Origin of the sequence: Bacillus sp. JJ1562 (assembly GCF_036962705.1) — a bacterium.
GTDB lineage: Bacteria > Bacillota > Bacilli > Bacillales > Bacillaceae_L > Ferdinandcohnia.
Window position 1 is genome coordinate 95,649 of sequence record NZ_JBALOQ010000024.1, and the last position, 14,139, is coordinate 109,787.

Genomic DNA, 14,139 nt, shown 5'->3' on the forward strand with positions numbered 1-14,139 from the left:
TATTTCTCCTGATGATATCCTCAGTTGGAATGTCATATCCACCGCATTTTATATCTCCCCTACACTCTCCACAGTTTTAATGGAAAAATAGATACTAAGTGCTCCTAGTATGCAAAGTACTGCAAGAATGGTTTCCAGATCAAAATTAAAGTATATTGATAATTTCGGTGAATTCATTATGACTATTGAGCTTATAACAGTGGTAATTGTTCCTCTTTTCACAATCCCAAAGAGAAAGAGTGGTATGAAACTAATTAGAGTTATCATAAGCGAAACGAAAATCATATTTTTTAAATAGGCGATCATATCCGAATTCGTTGGCTGTCCGTTAATAAAAGGGAATGCCTGATCAAGCAAATAGGTTGTTAAACCCGTAAAAATATAGGAAAGAATTGTTGTAAGAAAGATAAAAAGAGAGATAAAAAGTACTTTTGCCATAAACAACTTTTTTCGGCTGATCGGGTATCCGAAAGAAAGCGAGATTGTTTTATTTTTATATTCATCAATGAAAACCTGACAGATAAGGGATCCCCCAAACAGGACGAGTCCCATTTGTATATTAAAATTAAGTTCCATGAATGCAGCATAGCTCTCACCAAAAAAGGGCGTAACCGTTTTTATAAAAATCATAGGCATTATCATTAGCACTAGCAAGTAAATGATTACTTCAGAAATAATAGAAACACGTTTTAATTTTTTCCACTCTAGCATCATTAATTTAAACAATTTTTTCACCGCCATTAATTTGCTCATAAAAATAATCTTCCAAGGAGCTCGTATGCTTTTGAATCTCCTCAATGCCAATATCATGGAGAATCAACAATTTTGAAATATCGCTTTGAGAATGAGTTAGATCATATATCCGGATCCTATTTCCTTGAATGACTTTCATATTGGAAATATGCAATTTATATTCAAGTAAATAAAGAGTTTTTTGTACATCTGTTGTCAATAACTCAATATAATCAGTTCGTTGGCTTTGAATATCTGCTAATGTCACTTCATTTAACAACCTTCCATTATCAATGACGCCAATTCTGTCTACAACCTGTTCCATTTCTCCTAAAATATGGCTTGATAGGATAAAGGTTATTCCGTACTCCTTGTTAAGCATTAAGATTAAATCCCTGGTATCTTTTATCCCAATCGGATCGAGACCATTTGTAGGCTCATCTAAAATAATCAGTTCAGGCTTAGTAATAATCGCTCTAGCTATCCCAAGTCGTTGCTTCATCCCTAGTGAGAATTCTTTCACAGATTTATTCTCAATCCCTTTTAGATAAACCATATCCAATGCTTGTTTTATTCCCTTATCATCATAGTATCCTAAATATTCGCAATGGAGCTTCAAATTTTCCATTGCAGTTAAGTGTTCAAAGAAGATGGGATATTCAATAATACTTCCGACTCTCTTTAACATAAATTTCGAACTTTCCGTAAGCCTCTTGCCAAATAATTCGATCTCTCCGCTCGTTGGCTTCAATATTCCGGTGAGCATTTTCATAATCGTTGTTTTTCCAGCACCATTTTGACCGAGTAAACCGTATATTTCTCCTTTATGAATATGAAGATCTATATTTGTTACCAGCTCTTTTCCTTTTCGCTTTTTTGTAAGCCCGGTTGTTCTTACCACACCATTCATTCTGATTTCTCCTTTCCTTCATCTATTTTCATCATAAACATCAAACATATCTTTTTTCTTTCTCAATCCTTACAAATTTCTTAAGTTATACATTAGTAGTAAAATGAGGCCGTTCTACCTCTAACGGATTCCGTTACTTTTGCAAGAACCTAATTTACACAAGAATATCAAACCCCAATCAGCGGTGCTTTTTGTATATAAAAATAGCTTAGTAGTTACCAAGCTATTTCTTGTGATTATTTATAATCCCTTATTAAACTATAGTACCCCGTAAGCCATCCATGAAACAGAACTCACCACAGAAAAAATGAAAGTTAATAACGTTCTTTCATGGTAGCTTAAGTGTAATTAATCACATTCATAATTTTTACAACACCTTATAAACGGCGATATTTATAAGACTTTACTCAAAATCTCTCCAGGCAAACCTCCTATTTCACACAACTTTTCTGAAATAAATTCTTGTCTAATTAAAATTTTTCTTGAAGGCAGATTTTTAGGGTCAATAGTAGCAGTTACCCGTTTTAAGTTTGATTTTTTAGCTTTTTGTATTAAAATCGCAGCAACTTCACTGCCATATCCTTTTCCCCAATGCTCTGGATGTATCATATAACCTAATTCAGCTTCTTCAAGATTTCCTTCATTCAATATCAAACTTCCAAGTCCTATAAATTCATTAGTTTCATTGTTATAAACTTTATATGTACCAAATTGCTCGAATTTTTCGTTTCGTTGTAATATTTTTTGGAAATTTGTGATTGCTTCTTCCATTGGTAAAGAACGTTCTGTAATCATTGCCATTACTGATTCATTTGATACGAGGCGAAAATAATCATTAAAATCATTGGATTGAAACTTTTTTAAAATAAGATTTATCATTTTTATAACCACCCTAATAACTCCTACAATGTAGTTTAGTATAGACCTGAGAAAACAACTATAGAATACATATTTGTAATTAAATTCTTCATAACGGCAAATAATCCTTTTTTTTCTAACCTGCCCCGGTTGTTCAATTAGGAATTGAGCAAAAAAGGTGGTTAATCCTTCTAAGATCAACACACCTGTGAGGTTAAGTACAATTCTTCACAATTAATTTTACGATTAATATTAGATATTATTCTTCAAAACGTTCCAACACTACATAAATCACATTTGAGTATATATCCTTAGAACGAACAATCGTTTCCCACGATCCTCCAACTGTAGCAACTACACTAACAGGAACTACATTCCAAATTAATGATCCTAAAGTTGTTAGTACTTGAAACATTCTAAAATAGTCTCCCAAGCCTTTTCCCCTTTAGTTGTAGAACGCATTTTTTACATCTTAAAAAATAGTGCTTTAATAATTGTTTTTATCGTTGATTCAGTTTCTTTATGGACCCTAACCTTATCTAAAAAAGGAAAATCAATTGGTGTAACGGTTAATTTCGCAAGCGGTTCCACTTCTTTTTTACAAACCCATTCGTCTCTAATTCCACCTTGTTTGAATAGGGTCTTTGAAAAGAAATATATCGTTCCGTCTGTCCAACGATTCGGAGCATCATTATTATTAGTCGAAAAATAATAATAACGTTTTTTTCCTTTATTTGAAGCAATAGAAAAGCACATATTTCTAATGGAACCAACATAATCTTTTCTTTTTAGAACTGCAAAAAATAATGACCATACTCCGTCAGATGAAGCAAAAACAGCTTTAATAGGTTTACCATTAAAGAGAGTACTATTTCTTGGCTCAAATTTATTTATTGAGGAATTATTAGAACCGTGTACTACTAGGCCCTTATTCTCAATTACATAATTCAAAAACATATATAATGGGTATCTACTGTTATATGTAAAAATACTACCATCACTTGATGATATATATCTGATGAACATTTTATCAAACTCTTCAATAGCTTGGTCAGACAAATTCAGTTCTTCTATTTTTAATAATCTGGTTTTATCTAAAATAAACTTTTTAATCGGGCTTAACATTCCTTGTTTATTAATATTGACCCCTCCTAGACGAAATGTAATACAGTGCTTTACTCTTCAACCCTGCTCCGTTACTTCAATAATTTTTTCTTACTTAGAATTGATGACACGCTCAAGTTTCTGTATCCATTTATAATCCAAAGGTGCACTCAATACCCTGTAAACTCTGTTTGATACAACAACATCCCGTTCAAATGTATATATTTCTATTTCCCCATTTTTGTATCCAAGGTAGAGTTCAAATCTTTCATTCTCATTATTGGAGATCCAACCATCCTTATTTGTTAGTTTTACTTTGTATTGATTTATAAAGTTAGCAAGTTTATTAATATTTTCTTGATCAACTTTTGAAATTTCAAATTCTTAAGAGTCTTTATACTCAGTAATAATATGAAACTTATCAACGTTATCCATATCTAATAACTCACCCAAGTTCTGCTCACGATACTTATAAAAATTAATTAAAACTACTCCAATTATTAGTACTATCAGAGAAAAGAACAAATATTTTTTCATTAATATCCCCCTAACAATCCTTACTAAAAAGTATGTAGATAAAATCTAACTTTCTTAATTAGTGTTGGGATATCCTATTTTCATAATTTAGTTAGCCTAGAATTATATCTTTTACCCAACTAATTCCCTCATTGACAAATATCTCTATTGAATTTATATGTGGTGTATGTTCAAAATTGAACTGGCAAAGTTATCGCTTTTTCAACTTTGTCTTGACCAAAAGAAAACCATAAATCGCTTATTCCACTGCCACTCCATTTGGTGTCGTGAAGTGTAAGCGTTTTTATTCAAAGTATACGTAAATACGAAGTTCCCTGACTTGGCCTCTTTAAGACCGCTAATGGTCATTTGGTCATATCGGGACTGTTCCCACACTTTGGGCCATATGGAGTGGTTATCTTGAATTTGTTTGACGGTGTTACGTGCTTTCAGTAATATTCTAGTCCCAATTACCACACTCTTGATATTCTTTTTAAGAGGGTGTTGCAATTTATGTAATCTATCAAATCGAAATTTTAAGCGTCCTAACCGATTTTTCAACTTTTTAATTTGAACATCCATATATTCAAGTTGTCTCCCATAGGATTTAAGCACTCCGTTAGCACAAGAACCAGCCATGCTTATTTTTCTTTACCTTGTTTTAATAGTTCTACGATTTCTTTGTTTTGTTCGCTTACTTTTCTTAATTTCCCATCTATTGACAAACAAGAAATTGCAATAACAACGATTGCTATTGTTATAATAAATTCCATAATACCAACCACTTCCCTCTCCATAAACCCAAATATTTATATATTCCTGTTTTTTAATTGAAAAAGTCACTACACGACCACTCAGCTATGTTAAAGCTACCCGTTTACTTTAAGTTTATAATTCACAATCTTTCTTCTGATTTAGTAAAAAGACAGGCTTCATCTAATGGCTTTCCATACCTCACTAAAACGTGCCACAATAGTTTTAATTCTTGAAGTACCTCCTTATAATCCCCACAATTGCTCCAAGATGCTGGATTGCGTTTTAAGTCCATTACAGCAGTTCCAATTATGCTCGCATCGATAACATTATTTTGTCCAATGCGTTTTGCTAAGGAGGGCATAGATGGGCCTCTAAAATCTTGTGGAACTTCGTCTATCATAAGTGCAAAACCCTTGTGCCAATACAGTTGAATGGAATATTTAAGGCATAGGTGCTCTAAGATTCTCCCTACATGAGTTTTCTTGAAAGAAGGGTCTGCAACAAGCAAATCCACGTCTTCTTTCAGTGAAATATCTCCATGAATCTGGGCTTCAATATAGTGATTAAGATTTCGATTTGGCTTTATCGATGCTGGGTCTGTAATCGATCGTTCAAGTTTAACTAGTAAATGATTTACTAATCTAACTGGAGTCAGATTTCTTTCACCAATGGCAAACTCTCTTACGAACGCCTCTTCTAAAAGTGCAGCCAAAATCATGTCAAATTCTTCATAAGTTCCCTTTTCTTTTGGGTCTTGATGCGAATCTAAATATGTATAGGTGGAACGATATGAAACCCTGGGAGATAGAAGAAAATAGCATGAACCAAAACGTGGAGCAGGTCCATCTGGGTGCAACATCAAATTTAATGCACCATATTTAGGACGTTGGTTATTGGTTGTGCCCTCCAGTTGATATGCACCTCCAAAAATTTTCTTCTCCCAAAGGTCTCGTTCACCACCAGGGTAAGCAGATACACTGCCGTTAGACAAACCTGTTTCAAACTGGCTCTTATATATTCCGGACTCTAACAATGCTTCAGCAACATTTTTCAAAGATGAATCTGGTCTATCTGGGTGAAAATGTAATCCTATCCTTGCATAGGCTTTTAATTTATCAACAGCATTTTCAAATGTTTTATCCGAAATATTTGACATTTTCAGTATGTGATTTATTGTCTTTTTAGCTTCATTGGTATAGTTCCTTGCATATTTTGTAATATTTTCCAAAGCTAATAATTGTGACCTTGATAATTCTATAAATATATGAATCTCTCCTTTCATCTGGTTAAATCAAAATTCAGAAAAGATACCTTATTTTCTTTCTTCAACAAACCCGCACCTTACTTCAATAAAAAAAATCATTACCATCGTTATGGTAGAGCAGCCGTTAAACAACTACTCATTATTCTTCTTTCCTAATAATCTTGTAATGAAATACGCAAAAACTAATTTCCAAGAATTTGGGTGCCGTACCACTCACATACATTGCATTGTCCATATTCGTTACCACCTACGGCCACCGCCGTGCCGTCAGATTTAATTCCAATGGTATGTGTGCAACCTGCCGCAACTGCTTCTATATCGCACCAGTCAATTACATTGCATTGACCATACTCATTCCAGCCCACAGCCAACACTGTTCCGTCAGATTTTAGTCCAACGGTATGATTACTCCCCACCGCTATCGCAACAATACCACCCCAACTACTTACATCGCATTGTCCTACATTATTTTTACCCACAGCAACCGTCGTACCATCCAATTTAAGACCAACAGTATGAAGATCTCCCGCTGCAATCGCTTCTATATCGTACCAGTCGCTTACATTACATTGACGATACCTATTATTACCAACTGCCGTAACTGTTCCATCCGATTTAAGACCGATGGTATGCCAGTCACCCGCAACGACTGCCACTATATCATGCCAACTACGCACATTACATTCACTTTCATTATTTCTTCCCACAGCAAACACCGAACCATCTTTTTGGGCTTTTCCATAACATTATCTCAAAGATAAGGATATCTTGTTGCAATAACTTGCACAGTTTGTTCAATAAGGAATTTAACAAAAAAGGGGGTTAATCCTTCTTAGATCAACGCACCCATTTGTTAAGATGATAGTTTTTTAAACATTACGATATGTAAACCAATAGGCGGATAATCAAAAACATCTCCATACGGCTTAAAACCCAATTTCTCGTAATACTTTTGAACTGTCGTCCTTCCTTTACACCACAGAAAATCATACCCACGTTCTTTTATAATATTCTCGGCGAAATTTACCACTGCTCTTCCAGCACCTAAATTTCGATATTCCTCAAGAGTAGCCATTTGCCTTAAACGATATTGTCTTTCAATTGTAAAATCAGGATTTTTTTCTCTAATAAATGATGCAACACTAATCAACTTTTCTTGTAAAAATGCCCCAACATGAAATGCATCTTTTTTATGGTCAGTGTCATATTTAGAGTCCTCAATACTTTGGTTCGGTCGCAAAACCGTATGTCTAAGACTGTATGTCATTTCTGGTTCAATAATTCTTATATCTAGCATGTTTTCCCCCTCTTATTATGAAAATCAACGGGAAAATAATTCTTCATATTAATATGGAATCCTCTTTAATGCTTTCTAAAATGTTTAAGGATTTAGTATGAAATTAATAAAAATAAAAAATGCCTTGCTATAATGAAGCAAAAGTTATCCTTTTGATGACTTAGAAAATCATTTAAATATTTTAGATTTAACTGGGAAATGTAATGAAAAACTCGCAACCTGTCGCTCTAATGCATTGTATTCCTCGGGATACATCTCAAATCCGAATGACCCCGCTTGTTCATACTCTGAATCATTAATCCATTCGAACAATTCTCCATATGCACTCCCAGCATTATCTATGTCTCCATGATATTCTAAAACTGCATAAGTTCCTTTTGGAATTACATATGAAATCATATCAATTGGGGGTTCTGCTTCATGAGATACTTCTACTCCTGCTATCCAAGTAAAAAGATCAGTATCAGGGTTGTAATTTGGAGGATCAATAAATATTCCATAAGTTGTTGGAAAACCAATAGCTCCAACTACCTCATTTACCCTTTTATTAAATGATTGTTGAAGCGTAGGTATAAGTTTTTGTTCTCTGGTATCTTGTAATAATGTTTCTAACTTCAAACCGATAATACGAACGGGTCCTCTTTCAACAATTGTTATTTTCATCTACTTATCCCCTTCTATTATTTTCTATAAATGAATTCTACTTTAATTTTCAAATTCCCTCTTTTTGCAGGAATTATTCCTTTGATAAATATCAACCTTCTTGAACTGCATCATTGGTAAAATTACTTCAACAAAAATGAGCGATAATCCTTTGTCTCTTGCATCGCACATTTTTGTTTAAGTACATTGTTTCACAATAATCCTATCGAAAAATTTTTTAGAAGGATCTTGATAAGCGATAGAATTAGCCAATGTAGTTCTCGAAACTTTTTCTTTTTTAGAGTTTCAAAATGCCGAAGCCATTAAACAATGTGCAATTACGGGAATCGGTATTGCCTTCTTCCTGAAAAAAAAGAAAACCGACGTTGAACTGAGTAAACTTGTTGCTCTTCCATGGCAAAATCCCGAATTGCACGTTTATACACATATTGCAAGGCATAAAGTCAAGTCGATTTCACCAATCATTTTATCTTTCATGGTAGCAGCAAAGGAGGTTATAGCTATAAAAGAGGAGAATAAAACGGTTTAGCCGATTCAGCGATATTTTCCTTATTTCTGCTGATTATCTATCAGGCTTACAAACAGTAGTAAGGCATCTTGGTATTGATAACTAAGGTTCCTTATTTATGCTCTTCTATAAATAGTGAGGTATTTTTTTACGTTGTTATTTAATAGAAGATTCTAACAGCCGTTTACTAAAGTTTCGTGAAAAGTTTCACTTAAACTATTCTTCTTCGTTTGTTCAATAAGGAAATGGTGGTTAATCCTTCTTAGATCAACGCAGCCGTAACTTTAGGTGAAGCACTTCATAAGTTAGCCTTTATCGAAAAAAAAGTGGCTGATAATCCATAGTCGTTTAATCATTTTTTATTAGTATTTTGTGCTTTTTTATTAAATAGATTGTTTGTAACAATAGAAACAATAAATATTGTTAAGCCTATTAGTACGGCTCTTAATATACTATGATCCATAAATATCGTTATTAGTACTGCGATAATAGCGCTTATTATTGCTGAATTAAATATACCTTTCATTTTTGATGACTTCATATAGATAATCCCTACCTTTTGATTGATTAATAGTATTTCTATAATCCTTTAATTCGTAAGGAAAAAGTGATTATTCGTTAAGCATTGCACCCTTTCGTATTAAGTGAAGTTATCCACATAGCATTGTCATATTATTATGGGCAGTAGCGATTTATAATCTCAATAAGTCTTTCTGAATTCTCCGATGAGACACTTTCAGATAATCTTGCCCCAGCAATGATCGGAGCCCATTGAAATACTTCAGATCTTAAAAGCCCACTCTTTTCACAATAAAGTCGTAAGTACATATCAGCTAATTTAGACGAAAATTGGGAGTATAAAAGATAGGTCCGATATATATCAGCATGAATATCTCCAGCACTCGAATCAACCCAATCGATAACTACTACTTGGTTATCTGTCATTATCAAATTAAATAAATGAAAGTCACCATGACAGAGCCTATCTTCGTAAGTAAATGATTCCAATTTCTTTAATAAATAATTTTTTTGCCTTTTATCTAATTTATTCACACTCTCAATTTGACGGTATAACTTATCATACATTGGTTCGATTGCATCTGGAATAACACTATGAATATCAAGTTGCATATCGACTGAAATATTCAAGTAATATTCTGCTTGTTCATTATCTTTGATAAATAAATCTCCCAATGTTTCTCCCTTAACATATTCCATTATGATTGCTTGTTTTCCGTTTATCTGAGTAACATCAAAAATCTTAGGTACAGGAAGTCCACATGAATAGGCATGTTTTTGTTTATTTGCTTCTTTTATGGATTCCGTATCTGGCAAATACTCGTTAAAAACTTTTACAATTTTGTTGTCAGAAAGATATATTTTTGCAGTATTTCCACTTGCTATTGGATTACCTAAAATCATTGGGTTATCTCCTTACATTATTAATTACCCTACTTCGTTAATACTATAATTTCAACAAAACAAGCGATAATCCTTCATGGATTACCGCACACTTTAGTTCAATAAAGATTTAATTCTGCTCAATTCATACAATAAACTTTTTATGTTGACTTTATTACAACTTCCCCATCTTGTGAAGGTACTTCAAATCCGTTTAGGTAAGAAATTAACGTATTTTCAGTGATTGGAAAGGATGCATTTGCATCAAATCTTTTACTCCTATGCTAACTGAACTCACCTTCAGCTATTTCCGACTCCATATGTTTCTACTCCCCCTATTACTTCATTACCGCTATACATTGAATCCCCAACATTTAGCGTTCAGTATGCAGGTAAGAGTCCGAGGGTAAACAATAGCATCGGGACCACTATAAAGATCAAACCAAGCACCACGGGTGCGCCGACCACCCCGAGAACGGCGTAGCCTCTTCGTGTGCCATGACGCCGTGAGTAGGAGACGGCCAGGAAGCCATAGCCAACCGCGGCCAACAGGAACATAAATACGTAGCCGACTCCTTTCAGATTGATTTGGTCGGCAGTACCCGCAAATCCGGAAATCATGCCTAGCGCTTGCGTCACGCTACCCAGGGCATATAAGCCGAGCGTGGCGAAAGCTCCCCACAACAATACGGTCATGAGAGCCGGTAGGTGAAGTTTGGGAATGTTCGCAACCGACAATAACGCCACAACCGCGCCCAATGCCTTAAAGCTAACGACAAGCCAGTTCATCACCGTGATGCCGGCCGTGTAATCGGCAAGTGGACCCCCTGCGAAATAGTCTGTGACCTCGAAGACGATATTTACCACCGCAAACGCCATGCACCACAGAGCCATCAGGACCCCGATCACAGTAACACCTGGCCCAGGGGATGTCTGTGACACCTGACTTGTTATTAAATGCGTTTTCATTATAAATATTCCAACTCCTTTGATTATCTTACCTTTGATGATACATGAGAAGTGTTTTATAATAACGGTTCCGGAGTTCTATTTATAACTACGTCTGGAGTACTATTTATAATGGTTTCCTGTCGTTTCACTCTACAATTGAATTGTTATCCTTTATTATTTTTGTGATTGTAATAAATAACAGGATTAATGTGGCACCAAAAAACGCTAATGTACCGAGAAAACTATATATAGCATAGGAAGTAACACTATTCATATCAGTAGTATTTTCTCTGCTAAAGAACCAGTTATCAGCCAAGTTATTAAGCAAATGATAAATAACGAGAATGAAATCATCAAGTATCTATGCTTTTTCAAGATTTATATCCCCTTATGTTTATATAAATAAAATTCACCATAAAAATCCATTATCATTGGAAGTTTTTAATTTTAAATGACATAAAATGAATAATTCACCACCAATATATTGTTTTTATATATGAATTATCTCTTCCTACTTCAACTATACGCAACGTTAGCACAATAACTTCAACAAAAATAAGCGATAATCCTTCATCTATCGCTATCCGATAGCCATCTATGAAGCTGAGTTTCAGCACATAAAATGAAAGTTAATTACATTCTTTCAAGCTAGTTTAAGTGTAATTCTTCACATTTACAATTATTTATCTGGTAATCTTTTGTTTCGTAAAACAGTTATAAATCCATTCAAAATATTGTGGCTAACAGCAAAACCTTTACGTGTATAAAATTCTAATGCATCATTACCGTTTGAAACAAAAATAAAATAATCCTCTATATCATCAAATTGATTCAACCATTTCATTGAAATATCAAAGAGCACTGAACCAATCCCATATCGTCTATATTCTTCTTTTATATAAAACTGAGATAAACACCCTACATTGTTTCTATTCACTGAAGAAAGGTCAAAAAAAGTTGCGAAATCATTTGAGTAGGCTTCTTTAGGAGAGATATTTGAATAAACATAACCAACTATTTTGTCACCATCTCTTACAACTACAATTTGATTGTCTATTGCACTTTTTATAGAAGAAAGCATCCTTGTCTCAAAATTCATATCATCAAACAATTCAGGTGTAATTTTTGCCTTTGATTTTTGAAAAACCATAAGTTCATTACACAACTCTTTACAAGAGTAAGCTTTTTCAATTGGTATAATTTCATATTTTATATTCATCTTTTATTTCACACCTTTTGATATCATAATAATAATAATCATACCTTCCTTATCTAACAATCCTGTTTCTTTAGTTTAATAACTTCAACAAAAAAGTGCATTAATCCTTCTTGAATCAATGCACCAGTTTGTTTAAGTACAATTCTTCACAATGTTTGCTTTTAATGCAATCATCATTATCATTCATCATCTGCCCTTGTTATACAAAGGCTTAAACTAAAAGTGCGTTAATTCTCTTTGGATCAACACACTATAACTTTGAAGTAAAAAGGCTTCATACTATTTAGTAGTATTCAATATTTCAGTTCCAGTTCGGACTTTTTCGATGGTTAGTGGCCTGTTCAAATGCATATGCTAACTTAATTAATTTTCCTTCACTATAAGCTGTTCCTGCAAAGGTAACTCCAAAAGGCTGGCCATTCTGCTTATAACCAGCAGGTATGGCAACGGATGGATACCCTGCTTTTGCACTAATTGTTGAACCTATATAAGAAGGGAAAAGAATTGAATCTAGATTGTACTTTTCCAAAGCAAGATCGATACCTTGATCCTGGGAAAAATAGAGGTCTTCCAATTTGCTTAATAAATAATCGGGATTCCTTAATGTATTTGAAAAGATGGCTCTTTGTTCCAGTTTATCCTGTCCATATTTTAATGCCTTTTCTTTGTTGATTTGATTATATTGAATTAAATCTCTAATTGAATGAATAGGTAAGTTTGTTGGGAGTTGTGAAAGAAAATTATCTAAACTGTGTTTCAATTCGTATAGATTTACCCCCCAACTCCATTTTCTATGAAAGGAAGGTATTTCTATCTCTTCTATAATGGCTCCCTGATTTTTAATAACTTGTATAGCTTTTTGAAACAAGGCCTCATCGTACTCATCCGAATTTAGAAAGTCATTGGATGCATTTTTAAATATGCCGACCCTAGCTCCTTTAAGGCCATCGGAATCAAGGAATATAGAATAATCCTGCTCTATCCTTCCTTCACTTTTTAATGTCGCAGCATCATTCTTATCAACACCAGCCATAACCCCGAGCAAAAGGGCTGCATCCGTAACATTCCTTGCCATTGGCCCAGCAGTATCTTGAGAATATGTAAAAGGAATAATACCGCTTCTGCTAATTAAGCCTACAGTTGGTTTGATTCCTACTACTGAATTTTGTATAGCAGGACTAAGAATTGAAGCATCTGTTTCTGTACCTACGGATAAAACCGTAAAGTTAGCAGCAACTGCCACAGCAGAACCAGAACTAGACCCACCCACAAAAAGGTCGGGGTCTCCATAAGGGTTTAGTACTTGCCCTCCTCTAGAGCTATAGCCGGCCCACATTGTCGTAGACATTGCATTAGCTAATTCAGTCATATTCGTCTTACCTAAAATAACCGCACCTGCTTTACGGAGCTTTTCAACAAGAAATGCATCTTTTTCCCCAATATAATGCTCCAATGCAATCGTACCTGCACTTGTATGCATTGAATCCGAGGTTTCAATATTATCCTTTAGAAGGACAGGAATTCCGTGCATAGGGCCTCTAACTCCCTTTGTGTTTCTTTCATTATCAAGGGCTTCGGCTATAAAGATAGCGTCAGGATTTATTTCAAGAACGGAATTTATTCCCGGCCCGTCCTGATCATATTTCGCTATCCGATATAAATAATACATCACTAATTCTTTTGAAGTAACTAACCCATCTCCCATTGCACTTTGAATCTCATTAATCGTTAATTCCTCTTTATAAAACTCATTAAATTTAATAGTCATAATAATACCCCTTATTGAATTGCGAATTTACAACATTTTAACACTTTTATAAATATTTAAGCACTATTTCTTTAAACCATTCTTCCACTATACTGCACCTTTAGTACAACAAGAAAAAACTGCCCCTTATGATAGCTCTAAACTTCAATTCTTGCACCCGATAGCCATCCATGAAGTAGTTTCATAAAAGAA

Annotated in this window: 14 protein-coding genes and 1 pseudogene; all 15 read right to left on the reverse strand. The window is 34.2% G+C overall.

All coding sequences use genetic code 11. From position 1 onward, the window contains the following. Positions 1–48: 48 nt before the first annotated feature. Positions 49–753 carry an ABC transporter permease gene (locus V7097_RS16225; RefSeq protein WP_335704674.1) on the reverse strand — a complete coding sequence of 235 codons (705 nt, stop codon included), beginning with the start codon at positions 751–753 and terminating at the stop codon, positions 49–51. Further along, positions 719–1,642 (reverse strand): ATP-binding cassette domain-containing protein, encoded by a 924-nt coding sequence (locus V7097_RS16230; protein ID WP_335704675.1) that lies wholly within the window; start codon positions 1,640–1,642, stop codon positions 719–721. Before V7097_RS16230 ends, V7097_RS16225 begins: the two co-directional genes overlap by 35 nt. A gap of 393 nt (positions 1,643–2,035) precedes the next feature. Beyond that, positions 2,036–2,521 (reverse strand): GNAT family N-acetyltransferase, encoded by a 486-nt coding sequence (locus V7097_RS16235; RefSeq protein WP_335704676.1) that lies wholly within the window; start codon positions 2,519–2,521, stop codon positions 2,036–2,038. 238 nt (positions 2,522–2,759) lie between these two features. After that, positions 2,760–2,915, reverse strand: a complete 156-nt coding sequence (locus tag V7097_RS16240; RefSeq protein WP_335704677.1) for a hypothetical protein — start codon at positions 2,913–2,915, stop codon at positions 2,760–2,762. Between the two features lie 50 nt (positions 2,916–2,965). Then, positions 2,966–3,559, reverse strand: a complete 594-nt coding sequence (locus V7097_RS16245; RefSeq protein WP_335704678.1) for a hypothetical protein — start codon at positions 3,557–3,559, stop codon at positions 2,966–2,968. Positions 3,560–3,988: 429 nt separating this feature from the next. Then, positions 3,989–4,141 (reverse strand): hypothetical protein, encoded by a 153-nt coding sequence (locus tag V7097_RS16250; RefSeq protein WP_335704679.1) that lies wholly within the window; start codon positions 4,139–4,141, stop codon positions 3,989–3,991. A 620-nt stretch (positions 4,142–4,761) separates the two neighbouring features. Beyond that, on the reverse strand, positions 4,762–4,905 hold the full coding sequence (locus V7097_RS16255; protein ID WP_335704680.1) for a hypothetical protein: 144 nt from the start codon (positions 4,903–4,905) through the stop codon (positions 4,762–4,764). A gap of 110 nt (positions 4,906–5,015) precedes the next feature. After that, positions 5,016–6,134, reverse strand: a complete 1,119-nt coding sequence (locus tag V7097_RS16260; RefSeq protein WP_335704787.1) for a DUF3626 domain-containing protein — start codon at positions 6,132–6,134, stop codon at positions 5,016–5,018. 188 nt (positions 6,135–6,322) lie between these two features. Beyond that, positions 6,323–6,865 (reverse strand): annotated as a pseudogene (locus V7097_RS16265) (RCC1 domain-containing protein); the annotation flags it as partial. A gap of 128 nt (positions 6,866–6,993) precedes the next feature. Further along, the gene (locus V7097_RS16270; RefSeq protein ID WP_335704681.1) at positions 6,994–7,437 is read right to left on the reverse strand and encodes a GNAT family N-acetyltransferase; all 444 of its coding nucleotides are present in this window, start codon (positions 7,435–7,437) and stop codon (positions 6,994–6,996) included. A gap of 168 nt (positions 7,438–7,605) precedes the next feature. Beyond that, the gene (locus V7097_RS16275; RefSeq protein ID WP_335704682.1) at positions 7,606–8,100 is read right to left on the reverse strand and encodes a GyrI-like domain-containing protein; all 495 of its coding nucleotides are present in this window, start codon (positions 8,098–8,100) and stop codon (positions 7,606–7,608) included. A gap of 1,183 nt (positions 8,101–9,283) precedes the next feature. Then, positions 9,284–10,030, reverse strand: a complete 747-nt coding sequence (locus tag V7097_RS16280; RefSeq protein ID WP_335704683.1) for an aminoglycoside phosphotransferase family protein — start codon at positions 10,028–10,030, stop codon at positions 9,284–9,286. 360 nt (positions 10,031–10,390) lie between these two features. Beyond that, positions 10,391–10,978 (reverse strand): hypothetical protein, encoded by a 588-nt coding sequence (locus V7097_RS16285; RefSeq protein ID WP_335704684.1) that lies wholly within the window; start codon positions 10,976–10,978, stop codon positions 10,391–10,393. Positions 10,979–11,639: 661 nt separating this feature from the next. Beyond that, positions 11,640–12,179, reverse strand: coding sequence for a GNAT family N-acetyltransferase (locus V7097_RS16290; RefSeq protein WP_335704685.1), 540 nt, complete (start codon positions 12,177–12,179; stop codon positions 11,640–11,642). Between the two features lie 301 nt (positions 12,180–12,480). Then, complete coding sequence (locus V7097_RS16295) at positions 12,481–13,947, reverse strand: amidase family protein (protein ID WP_335704686.1); 1,467 nt, start codon at positions 13,945–13,947, stop codon at positions 12,481–12,483. Between the last annotated feature and the right edge of the window lie 192 nt (positions 13,948–14,139).